General features: G+C 73.8%; 15 protein-coding genes. 9 read left to right on the forward strand and 6 right to left on the reverse strand.

What is annotated here, in order from left to right; translation table 11 throughout:
* Positions 1-5 precede the first annotated feature (5 nt).
* On the reverse strand, positions 6-1,304 hold the full coding sequence (locus ABT015_RS07060; protein ID WP_350877584.1) for an ABC transporter substrate-binding protein: 1,299 nt from the start codon (positions 1,302-1,304) through the stop codon (positions 6-8).
* Between the two features lie 255 nt (positions 1,305-1,559).
* Here ABT015_RS07060 and ABT015_RS07065 point away from each other — a divergent pair, with 255 nt between their 5' ends.
* Both ABT015_RS07065 and purU read left to right on the forward strand, forming a co-directional pair.
* Positions 1,560-1,994: an SCO4402 family protein gene (locus ABT015_RS07065; RefSeq protein WP_350877586.1), complete on the forward strand. Its 435-nt coding sequence runs from the start codon at positions 1,560-1,562 to the stop codon at positions 1,992-1,994.
* A gap of 183 nt (positions 1,995-2,177) precedes the next feature.
* Positions 2,178-3,044 carry a formyltetrahydrofolate deformylase gene (purU, locus tag ABT015_RS07070; RefSeq protein WP_371517487.1) on the forward strand — a complete coding sequence of 289 codons (867 nt, stop codon included), beginning with the start codon at positions 2,178-2,180 and terminating at the stop codon, positions 3,042-3,044.
* Positions 3,045-3,086: 42 nt separating this feature from the next.
* Here purU and ABT015_RS07075 read toward each other — a convergent pair whose 3' ends face one another.
* Positions 3,087-4,334, reverse strand: a complete 1,248-nt coding sequence (locus ABT015_RS07075; protein WP_350877588.1) for a zf-HC2 domain-containing protein — start codon at positions 4,332-4,334, stop codon at positions 3,087-3,089.
* A complete protein-coding gene (locus ABT015_RS07080) occupies positions 4,331-4,990 on the reverse strand; it encodes an RNA polymerase sigma factor (protein ID WP_350877590.1) in 660 nt (219 codons plus the stop codon). Before ABT015_RS07080 ends, ABT015_RS07075 begins: the two co-directional genes overlap by 4 nt.
* A 627-nt stretch (positions 4,991-5,617) precedes the next feature.
* On the opposite strand from ABT015_RS07080, the gene ABT015_RS07085 reads away from it, so the two are divergent.
* Complete coding sequence (locus ABT015_RS07085) at positions 5,618-6,091, forward strand: ATP-binding protein (RefSeq protein ID WP_350877591.1); 474 nt, start codon at positions 5,618-5,620, stop codon at positions 6,089-6,091.
* 455 nt (positions 6,092-6,546) lie between these two features.
* On the opposite strand, the gene ABT015_RS07090 is transcribed toward ABT015_RS07085, so the two are convergent.
* Positions 6,547-7,518: a GlxA family transcriptional regulator gene (locus tag ABT015_RS07090; RefSeq protein ID WP_350877592.1), complete on the reverse strand. Its 972-nt coding sequence runs from the start codon at positions 7,516-7,518 to the stop codon at positions 6,547-6,549.
* 191 nt (positions 7,519-7,709) lie between these two features.
* On the opposite strand from ABT015_RS07090, the gene ABT015_RS07095 reads away from it, so the two are divergent.
* The 4 genes from ABT015_RS07095 to ABT015_RS07110 all read left to right on the forward strand — a co-directional run bounded on the left by ABT015_RS07095 (position 7,710) and on the right by ABT015_RS07110 (position 11,323).
* Positions 7,710-9,041, forward strand: coding sequence for an MFS transporter (locus tag ABT015_RS07095; RefSeq protein ID WP_402451306.1), 1,332 nt, complete (start codon positions 7,710-7,712; stop codon positions 9,039-9,041).
* Positions 9,042-9,098: 57 nt separating this feature from the next.
* Positions 9,099-9,626, forward strand: coding sequence for a GNAT family N-acetyltransferase (locus ABT015_RS07100; protein WP_350877593.1), 528 nt, complete (start codon positions 9,099-9,101; stop codon positions 9,624-9,626).
* Positions 9,627-9,746: 120 nt separating this feature from the next.
* The gene (locus ABT015_RS07105; protein ID WP_350877594.1) at positions 9,747-10,091 is read left to right on the forward strand and encodes a DUF4229 domain-containing protein; all 345 of its coding nucleotides are present in this window, start codon (positions 9,747-9,749) and stop codon (positions 10,089-10,091) included.
* Between the two features lie 227 nt (positions 10,092-10,318).
* Positions 10,319-11,323, forward strand: a complete 1,005-nt coding sequence (locus ABT015_RS07110; RefSeq protein WP_350877595.1) for a LacI family DNA-binding transcriptional regulator — start codon at positions 10,319-10,321, stop codon at positions 11,321-11,323.
* 63 nt (positions 11,324-11,386) lie between these two features.
* On the opposite strand, the gene ABT015_RS07115 is transcribed toward ABT015_RS07110, so the two are convergent.
* Entirely contained in the window at positions 11,387-12,595 is a 1,209-nt protein-coding gene (locus ABT015_RS07115; RefSeq protein ID WP_350877596.1) for an MFS transporter, read from the reverse strand.
* Between the two features lie 427 nt (positions 12,596-13,022).
* On the opposite strand from ABT015_RS07115, the gene ABT015_RS07120 reads away from it, so the two are divergent.
* Positions 13,023-14,369, forward strand: coding sequence for a dicarboxylate/amino acid:cation symporter (locus tag ABT015_RS07120; RefSeq protein ID WP_063348158.1), 1,347 nt, complete (start codon positions 13,023-13,025; stop codon positions 14,367-14,369).
* Positions 14,370-14,673: 304 nt separating this feature from the next.
* Here the strand turns inward: ABT015_RS07120 and ABT015_RS07125 are convergent, their stop codons facing one another.
* Positions 14,674-14,877: a cold-shock protein gene (locus ABT015_RS07125; protein ID WP_052580872.1), complete on the reverse strand. Its 204-nt coding sequence runs from the start codon at positions 14,875-14,877 to the stop codon at positions 14,674-14,676.
* A gap of 368 nt (positions 14,878-15,245) precedes the next feature.
* Between ABT015_RS07125 and ABT015_RS07130 the strand changes: the two genes are divergently transcribed.
* Positions 15,246-16,148 carry a menaquinone biosynthetic enzyme MqnA/MqnD family protein gene (locus ABT015_RS07130; RefSeq protein WP_350877597.1) on the forward strand — a complete coding sequence of 301 codons (903 nt, stop codon included), beginning with the start codon at positions 15,246-15,248 and terminating at the stop codon, positions 16,146-16,148.
* Positions 16,149-16,180: the final 32 nt, after the last annotated feature.

Consider the following 16,180-nt stretch of genomic DNA (forward strand, 5'->3'; position numbering starts at 1 on the left):
CGGCGTCACGCCGGCGGGCGGCCCCCGGTGAGCACCCAGCGGATGTCCACGAAGCCCGGCTGCTGCAGGGTCATCCGGCCGCCCTTGACCACCTGGTAGGTGACCCAGGTGTTCACCAGCCGCGGGGACTCGGTGCTGGGCAGCATGTTGGGAGTGCCCCAGTTCAGCGGCGGGGTGAGGCCGACGTCGATGCCCTCGCCGCTGTCCAGCAGCCCGGTGACGGTCTTCTCGGTGACCTGCCGCCCGGACGCCGTGACCTTCTCGGCGACCAGCCGGAACACCTCGTACGCGACCCAGGTGGTCTGCACGCCGGGATCGGAGACGTCGATGCTGTGGCCGCCGGTGGTGTCGGCGCGCACCACCGCGCGCAGCCCGTCCCAGACCTTCGCCGACTCCGGCGGGTACCAGCTGGTGACGTAGGTGCCGGCCAGCGGGCCGGAGTCGCCGCCGGTGGAGTCGACCACCGATTGCTGCACACTGCCGATCACCGAGGCGAACCGGGTGTTCCTCGGGTTCAGCCGACGGTAGGAGTCCAGCAGGTTGCCGGTCGGCTCGGCGGCGAGGGCGCTGGTGACGCAGTTCGCCGGTTCGTCCTTGCCGATCGCCTTGCGGGCCACCGCCGTGTAGTCGGTGGACTGCTCGGGCGCCTTGACGTCGAGCAGCTTGATGCCGGCCGGCTTGAGCGCGTTGGCCAGGTAGCCGAGCAGGTTGTCGCCGGACGGGGTGTCCGGGCGGACCAGCGCGACGGCCTTGCAGCCGGCCTCGACCAGCTGACGGCCGCTGCCGCCGATCAGCGCGGGCATGCCGCCGTCCACCGGGTACGAGAGCGGGCTGCTGAACTCGGGCTGGGAGAGCCCGTAGCCGCCGATCAGGGGGATGCCGGCGCGCTCCAGGACGGGCATGAAGTCGAAGCCGTACTGGCTGTAGGAGCCGATCACGGCGACCGCCTTGGCGTCCACCGCCCGCTGGGCGCAGGCCTTGGCGCCTTCGGAGGTGTTGTGCTCGTTGCAGGTGAGCACCTGCAGCCGGCGGCCGTTCAGTCCGCCCTTGAGGTTGACGTCCCGGCCGATCGCCTCGGCGAGCGCGGTCATGCCGGGCCGGTCGGCGGAGCCGGTGCCGGACGGGGACCAGGTCATCACGGTGAGGTCGCCGCCGTTGGTGGAGGCATCGGCCGGTCCGCCGCACGCGGAGGCCGAGAAGAGGGTGGGGAGCAGGGCCGCGGCGGTGGCGGCCGCGGCGATCGGGCGGCGGCGGCGCCGCGCGAACTGGTGCCGGGGTCGGAGCGGGTCCCTTCGGCTGGTCATCGGTCTTCCCTCTCTGGGGCGCCATCCGGCGCACCGGAGCAAGCCAAGCCCCGGCGCCACACGCCGAGAGGGCCGAAGTACGAACGGTCGGGTAACGGGAGCTGAAATCAGGCGGGGTACGCGTGTAGATCGGGAGTGGAGTACGAACGGACAGGGAACGTACGATCGTTCTCCATGTCCGCCAGCACAGATTCTTCGCATCGGTCTGCCCGAAACACTTCTCGTCCGGGCCACCGCTCCAGCACGATGAACGGCATGCCGCTCAACGACCTGCCCTGGTGGCGCTGGCGAGCCCGACTGCGCTCGGCGCTGCACATGTTGTCCGACCCCGGTTTCCAGCAGGAGACCTGGCTGAACGGCCGGGAGGGGTACGGCGACGTGACCGACGCCGTCTACCGGCTGGTCGAGGACACCTGGCTGGACCACTGGTCGGCCGAGAAGTACGTGGGCACGATCTTCCGCGACTCCGCCGAGGCCGCCCTGGTCGACGTCGCGGTGCTGCGCGTGGTCCAGCTGCTGCACGAGGTCGGCGCGGACGCCCACGCCTCCGCCTACTTCGGCCACCCCGGCTGGCCGGAGGCGGTCCGGGCCGCGCGCGAGGCGCACGTCGCGCTGGCGGTGAACGACGGGGACGACCCGTACGCGGCGCCCAAGTCGCTGGACGTGCTGCGCATCCTCACCCGGGTCTGAGCCCGGGGCCACGGGGCCACGGCGGGGCCGCCGGCCGGGTACCTGGTCGGGTGCCTGGGCGGGCGCCTGGTCGGGCCGCTGAGCAGTGCCGTCCCGCAGTACGGGCAGCGGGGCGGCGACTGTCCAGGATGTGACACGCTGGACCACCCACGAACGCCACGACCTCAGGACGGGATACCCCCAGTGGACCAGCAGCCGGCCAGCGCCCAGTACGTCCTCACGCTGTCCTGTCCCGACAAGCAGGGCATCGTCCACGCCGTCTCCAGCTACCTCTTCATGACCGGCTGCAACATCATCGACAGCCAGCAGTTCGGCGACGGGGACAGCGGGCTGTTCTTCATGCGGGTGCACTTCTCCGCCGCCGAGCCGGTCACCGCCGACAAGCTGCGGGCCAGCTTCGCGGCGATCGGGGCCTCGTTCGGGATGGACTGGCAGATCCACCCGACCGAGCAGCGGATGCGGATCGTCCTCATGGTCAGCAAGTTCGGGCACTGCCTGAACGACCTGCTCTACCGCACCCGGATCGGCGCCCTGCCGGTGGAGATCGCCGCGGTGGTGTCCAACCACACCGACCTGCGCGACCTGACCGAGAGCTACGGCGTCCCGTTCCACCACATCCCGGTCACCCGGGACACCAAGGCCGACGCCGAGCAGCAGCTGCTGGACCTGGTCGCCAAGGAGGACGTCGAGCTGGTCGTGCTGGCCCGCTACATGCAGGTGCTCTCGGACCAGCTGTGCACCGCGCTGTCCGGCCGGGTGATCAACATCCACCACTCCTTCCTGCCGAGCTTCAAGGGCGCCAAGCCCTACCACCAGGCGCACGCCCGGGGCGTGAAGCTGATCGGCGCCACCGCGCACTACGTCACCGCCGACCTCGACGAGGGCCCGATCATCGAGCAGGAGGTGGCCCGGGTGACCCACGACGTCACCCCGGACCAGCTGGTCGCGCTCGGCCGGGACGTCGAGTGCCAGGCGCTGGCCCGTGCGGTGAAGTGGCACAGCGAGCACCGGGTGCTGCTGAACGGCACCCGCACGGTGGTCTTCGCGTAGCGAGGCCGGGGCGGCAGCGGCCGTTGCGGCGGCTGTGGCCGCTTACGGCCGCGACAGCAGCGGCAGGGCGTGCAGCACCTCGCGGATCGCGGCCCGGTCGCCGTGCTCGCCGACCGGCAGCCGGTCCGGATCGCGGTGCGCGGCGGCCAGGTGGCAGAGCTCCAGGCCGTCCAGCACCATCGAGGCCACCGGCTCGCCGCTGGGCGGCCCCGACTCCGGTCCGTCCAGCGGTATCAGCCACTCGCCGGCCGCCGGGCCGTCGATCACCAGCCGCAGCCGCCGGCCCCGGCCCTGACCCTGGTCCGCCACGGGCGGGAGGGCCGGTGCCCCGGCGGGCTCGGGACGGGTGGCGCGGGCGGCCCGCAGCTCGGCCAGTGCCCGCGGGACCATCCGGACCGCCAGGTCCACCATCTGCCGCAGGTGCTGGGGTGCCGGCGGGTCGTACGGGTAGGCGACCGCGCGGGCCACGTCCTCGCCGTGCACGTAGCACTCGAAGGCGCGGTCCACGAAGGCGTCGCGCAGCGGCAGCACGGCGAAGCCGTAGTCGACGGGGGTGTTGCCCTGCGGGGCGAGCGCGGCGGTGCGCACCAGGTCGTGGGTCTGCCGCCGCCACCGCTCCCGCGCCGACTGCGGCGGGAGACCGGCCTGGTCGGCGACCAGCCGGGCGGTGCGCTCGGCGATCCCGGCGTACGGCCCGCCCTGCGGCGGGACCCGGGGCGGGAGCAGGGGCGGGAGCCGGAGCGCCGGCGGCCGCGCGGCCGGCTCCTGCGGCGGCACCCGCCGGGCGGCCGGGGCCGGTGCGGCGCCCGGGCCGGCCGGCACCGGGTCGGGCAGGCCGAGGGCGAGCGCCAGATAGCCGTCCACGGCGGCGAGGTGGCACAGCACCTCGGCCGGGCGCAGCCGCCCGGTGCCGCCGTGCCACGGCAGGTCGGCCACCTCCTGCCACTCCTCCGGGCCGAGGTCGCGCAGCAGCGCGTCGAGCTTGGCCGTCTCCGCGGTGTACGGCATGCCCCAGGCGGGGACGGGCAGTTCGGCCGGGCGGCGGGCCAGGCACCAGTCGAGCACCTGCTGGCGCAGCGAGTTGGGCTGGTCGAGCGGCTCGTCCAGGGAGAGCCAGCCCGCCGCCTCGCGCAGCCGGGCGGCCTCCTCGGCGCACTCCGGGCAGGTGCGCAGGTGCCGTTCCAGCTCGGCGGCGTCATGGCTCGGGCAGGCGCCGAGGGCCCAGGCGCCGAGCAGCGAGCGCAGGGCGTCGTGCCGCTCCTCGGTGGTGGGCTCGCTCCGCTCGCTCATGCGTCCCTGTCCCCGTCGTCCCTGTCGCCCGCGTCGTCCGTGTCTTCCCGGTCGTCCTCGCGGCCGTGCCGTTCGTCGTGGCGGGCGCGCTCCTCGGCCAGTTCGGTGGCCAGCAGTTCCAGGCCGAGCCGCATCCGCTGCTTGGCGGCCTGCTCGCTGATGCCGAGCAGCCGGGCCGTCTCCTGGTAGGTGCGGCCGTCGTAGTACGTCACCGCGATGGTCTCACGCAGGGGTTGGGGCAGGGAGTCCACCACGTACTGCATGCGCGCGGCGGTGGCCACGGCGCGGATCTCCGCCTCGGCCGCGCCCTCGCTGCCGCCCGGTCCGTCAAGTCCGCTGCCCGGGCCGCCCGGTACCCGCTCGGCGGCCCGCCGCGCCCGCAGCCGGTCGACCGCGCGGCGGTGGGTGAGCGCGCCGAGCCAGGAGCGCAGCGAGCCCTGGGCGGGGTCGAAGTCCTCGGGGTGCTCCCAGACGTGGGCGAATATCTCCCGGGTGAGCTGGGCGGCGGCGGCCTGGTCGGCGAGTATCCGCCCGGCCAGTCCGTGCACCATCGGCGCGAGCTGGTCGTAGATCTCGCCGAGCGCGGTCTCCTCGCCGCGGGCGAGGCGGCGTTGGAGCTGCTCGTCCCAGCGCGGCGCGCGGTCGGGGGTGGCCATCGGGAACCACCCTCCTGCCCGGGTTTCGCTGGCGTACCCAACGGTATCTTGCGGCCGGTCGGCGGCGGGAGCATTCCCAGAAGAACGGAACCCGGGCCTGCGGATCGTCGCCCGGGTCGTCAGCCGGGTCCCCATCCGGGTCGTCGCCCGGGTGTCGCCCGGTTCTCGCCCGTACCGGCGGCCCGTGCGCGGGACGGTCCGGGAGGCCGCTGTTCGAAGGCCGTTGGACATATGTCGCACGGGTGGTTCGCGAGTGGCGGGCCGGGTGCGCGGGGCGTCCGGAGGTAGGTTCGCCACTGCGGGACCGGCGGGTCGGCCCGGGCCGGACGAGTGCCGGAACGAGGCTCGCGAGAGTGAACGGGACAGTATGCACTGCGCTGTCCCCCGATCGCTGGAATATGCCCGAAGCGCTTGCCGAGGCCCGTCCGCCCACTCATCCTGAGGCGTAATCGAGTCGCGGCCAGTGCGCGACGGACGAGTCGGCCCGGACGGGACAGGTCGGGTGAGCGCCGGGCGGGAGCCCGGCCGAGGGCCCGGGTGGCACCGGGCGATGTGCGAGGGTTCGCCGGCTGGACGATCCGGCCCGATCGGGACGATGGCCGAACTGCGAGTGCGGGTGGTGGAGCGGTGCAGGTTCTTCAGGTACAGCTGGCGGTGCGGGCGGACCCCGCCGAGGTCGGGCGGGCCCGTCGGTGGGTGCGCTCGCGGCTGCTGAACCACGGGGTGGACCCGGACGCGCCGGTCGCCGAGACGGTGGTGCTGGTGGTCTCCGAGCTGGTGACCAACGCCGTGGTGCACACCGGGTGTCCGGCGGTGCTGCGGCTCTGTCTGCCGGTGGAGGAGGACCAGGCGGGCGGCGAGCCGGCCGGCCCGCTGCGGGTGGAGGTCGCCGACGCGAGCCGGACGGCCCCCGCCCCCCGGCACGCCGGGGCGGACGAGAACGCCACCAACGGGCGCGGCCTGGAGCTGGTCGAGCTGCTCTGCGAGCGCTGGGGCTGGTTCCCGGACGGCTCGGGCAAGCGGGTGTGGTGCGAGATCGGTGCGGACGCCCGGCCGGCGGACCCGCTGGCGGGCGTGGACTGGGCGGCGCTGGCGCAGTAGCGGCAGCGGCAGCCCGGGGCCTGCTCGGTTCGCTGCCGGTCCTGCCGGTCCTGCCGGTCCTGCCGGTGATCGCCGGCGGAGATCACCGGCCGAAAGTTGACGCAACCATTCCGAATTTCGGACTACCCATTGACGTGACGTATCCGACTGATCACGCTTGGGTGCGGCTCTCCGTCAGTGAGGGGACGCCGAGGGGACGCCCGAACGCCGCCGCGGTGCTGTTGTCCAGGGGGACCACGCCAGCAGGGGGGCCGTGGACCGCCGGTCGCGGGCGCTCCTTGGCGAGTGCGGAGGGCGCGGCGCGGGTTCAGGGCCCGTGCGTCGCGATTGGATGGCAGCCGGCCGCGCCGTGCTCGGGGTGCACGCGGCCGGCTGCCATCCGACCCGCCGTCATCCGGCGGCGCTTTTCGGCCACTCGGCCGAGAGCCGCCCAGGGCACCCGAAGCCACCCGGGGTCACCCGGGGACGGTGCGGAAGGTGCGCCGGTAGGCGCTCGGGGCGACGTCCAGCCGGTCGCGCAGTTGCAGCCGGAGCGAGGCGGCGGTGCCGAAACCGGACTCCCGGGCGACCTGGTCGATGGTCAGGTCGGTGCGCTCCAGCAGTTGCCGGGCCCGCTCGGTGCGCTGCACGGTGAGCCACTTCCCGGGGCTGGCGCCGGTCTCCTCGCGGAAGCGCCGGGTGAAGGTCCGCACGCTCATGCCCGCCCGGTCGGCGAGTTGGCGCAGCGCCAGCGGCTGGTCCAGGTGTTCCAGTGCCCACGCGCGGACGGCGGCGGTGCCGTGGCCGGTGGAGTCCACCGGGCTCGGGGCCTCGACGTACTGCTTCTGGCCGCCCTCGCGCCACGGCGGGACCAGGCAGCTGCGGGCCACCGCGTTGGCCACCGCGCTGCCGTGGTCGCGGCGGACCACGTGCAGGCACAGGTCCACCCCGGCGGCCACCCCGCCGGAGGTGAGGAGGTCGCCGTCGTCGGTGTAGAGCACGTCCGGGTCCAGCCGCACCTTCGGGTACAGCTCGGCGAAGCGCCGGGTGTAGCGCCAGTGGGTGGTGGCCGGGCGGCCGTCCAGCAGTCCGGCGGCGGCCAGCAGGAAGGAGCCGGTGCAGATCGACATCAGTCGTGTGCCGGGCCGGATCCGGCGCAGTGCGGCGGCCAGTTCGGGGGTGAAGGCGGCGTCGACGGTGGCCGTGCTCGCGTCGGCGGAGGCCGGGATCACCACCGTGTCGGCCCGCTCCAGCAGTTCCGGCCCGTGGTCGACGCTGATCCGGAAGTCCGCGCTGGTGGCGACCGGCCGGCCGTCCAGCGTGCAGGTGGCGACTTCGTAGAGCGGCCGTTCGGCCGGGTCCTTGGCGCCGCCGAAGATACGGGCGGGGATGCCGAGTTCGAAGGCGATCACGCCGTCGAGGGCGAGTACCGCGACCAGGTGGGCCATGCCGTTCCCCTTCGGTGGTGCGGCCGCCCGGGCCGCCCGGGCCGCCCGGGCCGGTCGGGCCGGGCGGCTGGTCGGGCCGGGCTGGTCCGGCCGGTCCGGGCCAGGGTACGCCGGAACCGTGGCCCGATTCTTGCGAAAGCTGTCATTCAGGCCACTCGTCGCGGCCGCGCCGCTTCGGGACACTCGTCCGCGTGACCGAACGCAACGCCTTCGCCCCCGCCCCCGCGCCCGCCCCCGAAGGACCCGCCCGCCCCGCCCGCCCGGCCCGCTTCCGGGTGCACTACGCCTGGGTGGTGGCCGGTGTCTCGCTGCTGGTCCTGCTCGGCTCGGCCGGCTTCCGGTCCACGCCCAGCCTGATGATGGACGCCCTGCACAACGAGTTCGGCTGGTCGCTCGGGACGATATCCAGCGCCACCTCCGTCAACCTGACCCTCTACGGCCTCACCGCCCCCTTCGCCGCCGCCCTGATGGACCGTTTCGGCGTGCGCCTGGTGGTGGTCTGCGCGCTGCTGACCATCTCGGTCGGCTCCGGGCTCACCATGCTGATGCGCGAGCCCTGGCAACTGGTGCTCTGCTGGGGCGTGCTGGTGGGCCTGGGCAGCGGCTCGATGGCCGGCGCCTTCGCCACCACCATCACCGGCCGCTGGTTCCAGGCACGCCAGGGCCTGGTCACCGGCGTGCTGACCGCCGCCGGGGCAGCGGGAAACCTGGTCTTCCTGCCGGTCGGCGCCTGGCTGGTCGAGCACCACGGCTGGCGCTCGGCGGTGATCGTGGTCTCGCTCGCGGCCAGCGCCGTCGCCGTCCCCGTCCTGCTGCTGATGCGCGAGCGGCCCGCCGACCTCGGCCTGCTCCCGTACGGAGCGACCGAGGAGACCCCGGCGCCCGCCGCCGACGGCCGCGCCCTGACCCGCTCGCTGCGGGTGCTGCGGGACGCCGCCCGAAGCCGGGCGTTCTGGCTGCTGTCCGGTTCCTTCGCGATCTGCGGCGCCACCACCGCCGGCCTGGTCGGCACCCACTTCATCCCGGCCGCCCACGACCACGGCATGCCGGTGACCACCGCGGCCGGCCTGCTAGCCATGATCGGCGTCTTCGACGTGATCGGCACCATCTTCAGCGGCTGGCTCACCGACCGGGTCGACTCCCGGATCCTGCTGGTCACCTACTACGGGCTGCGCGGGATCTCGCTGCTCCTGCTGCCGCAGCTGCTCGCCGGCTCGCTGGAACCGCCGATCCTGGCCTTCGTCATCTTCTACGGCCTGGACTGGGTGGCCACCGTGCCGCCGACCGTGGCGCTGTGCCGCCGGCACTTCGGCGGGGACGCCCCGATCGTCTTCGGCTGGGTGCTGGCCAGCCACCAGATCGGCGCGGCCGTCGTCGCCGGGCTGGCGGGCCTGGCCCGCGACGCGCTCGGGAACTACGACCTCACCTGGTACGGCGCCGGCGCCCTGTGCGTGGTCGCCGTCGGACTCTGCCTGGCGCTGCGCACCAGCCGGCCGGACCGGCTCGCCCCGGCCCTCTCCTAGAGCGGGCTCCCGGGGCGGGTCGGGGCCTGTCGGACCCGACGGTTAGGCTCCGCAGCCATGGCGCTCATCTTCACCCTGGACCCGAAGCTCGACCCGGACCTGCGCACCGCCGTCGTCCGGCTGTGGGTCGACGTCACCAACGCCGGCGGCGCGGTCGGCTTCGTGGCGCCGGTGACGGAGGACGAGGTCTGGGACACCGCCGACCACCAGTTCGCCGGGGTCGCACCGGACGGCCCGGACCGGCTGCTGGTCGCCCACGAGAGTGACACCGGCCGGCTGGTCGGTGTCCTCTTCTTCGAGTCGATGCGCTTCGACCTGATGGAGCACTGGCGGATGCTCAAGCGGGTCATGGTGCACCCCGACTGCCAGGGCCGCGGCTACGGCGTCCGGCTGCTCGCCGAGGCCGAGCGGACCGCCCGGGGGTGGGGCCTGGAGAGCCTGCGGCTGACCGCGCGCGGCGGCCAGGGCCTGGAGCGCTTCTACACCCGCTGCGGCTACCGGGAGGTCGGCCGGGTGCCGGACGCGGTCCGGGTCGCCCCCGGGGACGACCGCGACGAGATCACCATGTGGCTCGACCTGCGCTGATCCGCAGGACGGCCGGGCGGCGGCGGGCGGGGGACGGGCGCCCCCTTCCCCGCGCCGCCCGTCAGGCATGCTTCACTGGGAGACCGGCCCCCGCCCAGACCAGTGAAAAGGACGTGTCCCGTGAGCAGCACCGGCCAGGAGAAGTCGCACGCCACGCTCCGCTACACCTCCCTGCGGGTCAGCATCTTCCTCGGCTGCCTGCTGGTCGCCCTGCTGCTCGGGCACTTCAAGATCATCCCGGTCAGCGGCCAGGCCGGCGTGATCTTCCTGTTCCTGCTGGCCGCGATCGCGTCCGCGCCGCTCAGCTACGTGCTGCTGAGCCGTCAGCGCGACGACATGTCCGCCCAGATCACCACCAAGGTCTCCGGCCTGCGCAGCCGTACCGCCGAGCGGATCGCCGCGCAGAACGCCGAGGAGGACGCCGCCGACGAGGCGGCCCGGACGGCCGCCGTCCGGCAGAGCTGACCCCGGCCGGACCCGCAGCCGCAGCCGCCGTGCCCGACTCCACCGCCCCGGACGCCTCCGCTTCCGACCCCGACCCCGCTTCCGCTTCCGCGACTTCCGAGCCCGGACCGGCCGACCCGCCGCCTGGGCCGTCGGCGTCGCCCGGGTCGGCCGCGCCGCCCGGCTCGGCCGTCGAGGGGGAGGCCGGGACCTGGCCGGCCCCGGTGCGTCGGCCCACCGGCCGGGACGTGGCCAGGCTCGCCGGGGTCTCCCAGGCCACCGTCTCGCTGGTCTTCTCCGGCGCCGAGGCCGGCCGCCGGGTCTCCGACGCCACCCGGGAGCGGGTCCGGGAGGCCGCCCGCAGCCTCGGCTACCGCCCGCAGGCGGCCGGCCGGCAGCTGCGGCTCGGCCGGAGCGGGATGATCCTCCTGGCGGTGCCGAACATCCTCGGCCCGTTCTTCGGCCGGGTGCTGGAGGGCGTCCACGAGGAGGCCGGCCGGCACGGCCTGGCGGTCGTGGTCAGCTCCGGCTGGGGGAGTGCCACCCTCGCCGAGGCCGCCACCACCAGCCGCTTCGACGGCCTGCTGATCTGCTCCCCGGACGACAGCCAGCTCGGCGAGCTGCCCGCCGACACCCCCGCCGTCTTCCTCGACGCCGACCCGGGCACCGACCGGGCCCGGCCGACCGTCGAACTCGACGTGGCGGGCGGGATGCGCGCCGCCGTCGAGCACCTGGCCGGGCTCGGCCACCGCCGGATCGGGCGGTTGCGCTCCACCCACTCCGCCTACACGTTCCGGGTGCGGCAGGCCGCGTTCGAGCAGGTCGCCGCCGAACTCGACCTGGAAGTCGTGGAGTTGGGTGTGAGCCTGAACGAGGGCCAGCCGGCCGCGCGGAGCGTGGCGCACCGCCTGCTGGAGCGCCCGGACCGCCCGCGCGCGGTGATCTGCGACGACGACGTGGTCGCCTCCGGGGTGTACCAGGCCGCCGCCGAGCTGGGGCTGAGGGTGCCGGCCGACCTGTCGGTGGTCGGCATGGACAACGTCGCGGTGGCCGCGCTGCTGGCCCCGCCGCTGACCACCGTCGACCTGCCCGGCGAGGAGCTGGGCCGGGTCGGCGCGGCGGCGCTGGCGGGCCTGCTGCGCGGCGAGCGGGCGGCGCCCGTCCCGCCGCTGGCCACCTCGCTGGTGCTGCGCTCCTCCACCGCGCCGGCGGTCGGCGGGCCGGGGCGGGCGCGCAGCCGTAGGCAGGAGTAGGGGAGAACGAAAGACCGCGCCCGCCGGCCAGACCCCGGTGGGCGCGGTCGTCTGTGGGGGGCCTCAGCCCACCGGCACCGGCCGCACCGGCCGCACCGACGGCGCCGGGTGGAACCAGCGGCGGGCGCCGAACAGCAGCAGGGCGCCGAGCGCGATCCCGCCCGCCGCGCACAGCGCCACCGGCCGCAGCGAGTCCTCGGCCAGGTTGCCGGACACCGCGTAGCCGAGCGAGTTGCCCGTCGCGAACAGCGTCACCAGCCAGGCGAACGCCTCGGTGACCGTCCCGGTCGGCGCCAGCTCGGCGACCAGCACGAACGCCGCGGCCAGCAGCGGCGCCAGCCCGATCCCGGAGAGGAAGGCCAGCGCGGCCATCGGGTACGGCCCGGGCAGCAGCACCAGCGGCAGGTAGGACGCGGCCATCGCGAGCGCCATGACCCAGGTGCGGGTGGCCGTGCTGCTGCGCCACTTCACCGCGCCGTAGGCGAGCGCGCCGAGCAGGCCGCCGAGCGCCGCCAGCGCCAGCAGGGTGCCCGCGCCGCCGGGCAGGGCGTTGGCGTGGTGCTCGGCGTAGGCGATGAACAGCACGTTCTGCGCGCCGACCGCCCAGCCGGCCCCGGCCAGTCCGACCAGCAGCAGCACCAGGCCGGGGGAGCGCAGCGGTCCGAGCAGCCCGGCGGAGTGTGCGCGGGCCGGGGCGCGCCAGGCCCGGGCCGGGGCGGTGGTGGCCACGATCAGCGCGCCGGCCAGCCCCAGGCCGGCGGCCATCCAGAGCGCGGCGACCGGGCTGAACAGGCCGGCGATCCCGGCGACGGCCAGCGGGCCGGCCACGTAGAGGATCTGCTGGGAGGCGGAGTCGAAGGCGTAGGCGGTGTCGAGCTGCTCCTCCTCCACCACGTCCGGCCAGAGCGAGCGCAGGCAGGGTTCGAGCGGGGGCATGGCGAGCCCGGCGATCGCGGCGCCGAGCGGGGCGGCGATCCCGGAGCCGGGGGCGAGGGCGAGCAGCGCGTACCCGCCGCCGGCGAGCACGGCGGAGGCGAGCAGGACGCGGGGCTGCCCGGTGCGGTCCACGATCCGCCCGAGCACCGGCCCGCCGACGGCGGCGGAGATCGCGTAGGCGGCGGTGGCCAGTCCGATCCGCCCGTACGGCGCGCCGGCCTCGCGCAGGGCGAGGGCGATCACCAGGGCGGTCATGCCGGCGGGCAGTCGGCCGAGCAGGGTGCCGAGGAGCAGGCGGCTGACATGGGGGGCGCGGAGCAGGGCGAGGTAGCCCATCGGGCGTCTTCTCCGGTCTGGGCAGGCGAGGGCGGGGACGCCGTCAAAGTTATACGTATAACCGCTCAGCGGTCAATCGGGCCGACGGGGGCGATCTGATGGTGCGTCAGCTTCGTTCGTGTCCGGATCTCACCTCAACCTCAAACAACTACTTTGAAGATCTCAAACCTTTCCTGCTAATGTGTCGGCCATGACCACCTCAGACGCATCGCGGAAGCACGGCCAGGGCTCGCTGCCCGGCGCCGCCCGCCCGTGCGCTCTGACCGGTGCTGTGGACAGCCCGCGCCGTTGTCGCGCCATGAGCTGTATCCCGGCGGCACGCCCCTGACCGGGGGCCGGGACATCCCCGCCCGGCCCGCGCGCCGTGCCGCCTCCTCCGCCACACCCCCACCGTCGAAGCAACGCCCTCCCCCGGAGCCGCACCGTCATGTCCACAGCGCCCGAGGCGACCCCGTCGCCGTCCGTGCTCGCGAGAATCCGCAAGACCCCGTTCTGGGTCCAGATCGTCGGCGGCCTGCTGCTCGGCGTCGGCCTGGGCTACCTGGCCCGCGCCGCCGACATCTCCTGGCTGGCCACCACCCTGGAGACCATCGGCAAGATCTTCGTCCAGCTGCTCAAGCTGGCCGTCCCGCCGCTGGTGTTCACCGCGATCGTGGTGAGCGTCGCCAACCTGCGCAACGTCACCAACGCGGCCCGCCTGGCCACCCGCACGCTGCTCTGGTTCATGATCACGTCGCTGATCGCGGTGGCCGTCGGCCTGGGCCTGGGCCTGCTGACCAACCCCGGCCAGGGCACCAACCTCAAGACCGACGGCCTCAAGGCGCTCGACTCCAAGGGCTCCTGGATCGACTTCCTGACCGGGATCTTCCCGACCAACATCGTCGACGCCTTCGCCAAGGTGAACGTGCTGCAGATCGTCTTCATGGCGGTCGTGGTCGGCGCGGCGATCATCAAGCTCGGCAGCAAGGCCGAGCCGGTCCTCAAGCTCAGCGAGTCCGTCCTGGAGCTGACCCAGACCGCCCTGTGGTGGGTCATCCGGCTCTCCCCGCTCGGCACCCTCGGCCTGATCGGCAAGTCCGTCGCCAAGTACGGCTGGGACCTGCTCAAGCCCTTCGCCACGCTGACCCTCGACATCTACGTCGGCTGCGCGCTGGTGCTCTTCGTCGTCTACTCGCTGCTGCTGAAGTTCGCCGCCGGCCTGAACCCGGTCAACTTCTTCAAGGGCGCCTGGCCCGCCATCCAGCTGGCCTTCGTCTCGCGCTCCTCGGTCGGCACCCTGCCGGTCACCCGCCGCGTCACCGAGCGCCTCGGCGTCCCCAGCGAGTACGCGTCCTTCTCCGTGCCGTTCGGCGCCACCACCAAGATGGACGGCTGCGCCTCGATCTACCCGGCGATCGCCGCGATCTTCGTCGCCCAGGTCTACAACATCGACCTCGGTATCCGGGACTACCTGCTGATCGCCTTCGTCTCGGTCGTCGGCTCGGCCGCCACCGCGGGCCTCACCGGCGCGATCATCATGCTGACGCTCACCCTCTCCACCCTGGGCCTGCCCCTGGAGGGCGTCGGCCTGCTGCTCGCCATCGACCCGATCCTCGACATGATGCGCACCGCGACCAACGTCGCGGGCCAGGTGCTGGTGCCGGTCCTGGTGGCCTCGCGGGAGAAGATCCTCGACGTCGCCGCCTACAACCGCCCCTCCGGCGACCTGTACGAGGACGCGCCGTCGGCCGTCGTCCCGGCGCAGGCGGACAAGGCGGCCCCGGTGGCCGCCTGATCCCGGCCGGCTCGGCGACAAGGGCCCGCCTCCGCACCGTTCCCCGGTGCGGGGGCGGGCCCTTGTGCGTGCCGTGGGGGGCGCGGGCGCGGTGCTGCTTCCCGGGGCGTGCGGCGGGGAGAAGACCGGGAGAAAGGCCGGAGAAAGGCCGGGGGAAGGCGAGGGGAGAAGACCGGGGGAAAAGGCAGGGGGCCCGCCGGTCGGGCGGGCCCCCTTGGGTGTTGCTCTTGTGCTCATGGTGACGGCTGTCGGGAGCCGTCGACGGACCCGCTGGGGTCCCGAGCGATCAGAACATCAGAGGATGTCAGATGGGGGTGACGTTCTCCGCCTGCGGGCCCTTCGGGCCCTGGGTGACGTCAAAGTTCACCGCCTGGTTCTCCTCCAGCGAGCGGAAGCCGCTCGCGTTGATGGCGGAGTAGTGGACGAAGACGTCGGGGCCGCCGCCCTCCTGGGCGATGAAGCCGAAGCCCTTCTCAGCGTTGAACCACTTGACGGTTCCCGTGGCCATGCCGTTCTCCTTGCGAGGGACGTGTCGGGGCCACACCGTGTGGCACCCGGTCCGCTGCGCTGATCGCCCTGCCTCCGGACGAGTCCGAAGTTTTTCGATATTGCTGAAAAACTACAAAAAGCCCGCGGTTACATGCTCCGCAGGCTTCAAGTACTGCAAGGGGAATCAAACTGCAACTGAGGGCAACGCTAGCATGCGGTCGCTGTGACGACCAGGGGTGAACTGCGGCCCCCACGGCGCGTGTCGTAGGGCCCCGCAGGGGCGTCCCGCAGGCCTCGCGAGCGCGTGTCGGGTGCCCGGTGCAAGCCTCTGTGAACAGCGGGCATACGCTGCGGGAAAGCGCACGAACAGTACAAGGGAGCGGCGCAGTGGCAGCACCGGACGGACAATCGCGGGAGCCCCAGGAACACACCCCGGTCAGGCCTCGCGTCGGCCACATCCAGTTCCTGAACTGCGTCCCCCTCTACTGGGGCCTCGCCAGGACCGGCAACCTGCTGGACCTCGACCTCACCAAGGACACCCCGGAGAAGCTGAGCGACCAGCTCGTCGACGGCTCGCTGGACATCGGTCCGATCACCTGCGTGGAGTACCTGCGCAACGCCGACGACCTGCTGGTGCTGCCCGACATCGCGGTCGGCAGCGACGGCCCGGTGATGTCCTGCCTCATCGTCAGCAAGGTGCCGCTCGCCGACCTGGACGGCCGCCGCGTCGCCCTCGGCTCCACCAGCCGCACCTCCGTCCGGCTCGCCCGGCTGCTGCTGGAGGAGCGCGAGGGCGTCCGCCCCGACTACTTCAGCTGCCCGCCCGACCTCAGCTCGATGCTCGCCGAGGCCGACGCCGCCGTCCTGATCGGCGACCCGGCGCTGCGCGCCTACCTCGGCCAGGCCGCCGACCTCGGACTGACCGTCCACGACCTCGGCGAGATGTGGAAGGAGTGGACCGGCCTGCCGTTCGTCTTCGCCGTCTGGGCCGTGCGCCGCGAGTTCGCCGAGCGCCGTCCGGACCTGACCGCGGCCGTGCACCGGGCCTTCCTGGAGTCCCGCGACCTCTCACTGGTCGAGGCCGCCAAGGTCGCCGAACAGGCCGCCCGCTGGGAGGCCTTCGGCGCGGACGTGCTGGAGCGGTACTTCAGCGAGGCCCTCGACTTCTCGCTCGGTGAGCGGCAGCTGGCCGGCGTCGCCGAGTTCGCCCGCCGGGTCGCGCACGACAGCGGCTTCGCGTCGGACGTCGCGGTGCGGCTGCTGGAGCCGGCGGCGCTGCCGGTCGGCTGAGCGCGGCGGGGCGCTCCGGTGCTCCGGAGCCG

Source organism: Kitasatospora sp. NPDC094016, assembly GCF_040304045.1.
In the GTDB taxonomy this organism is placed as follows: Bacteria; Actinomycetota; Actinomycetes; order Streptomycetales; family Streptomycetaceae; genus Kitasatospora.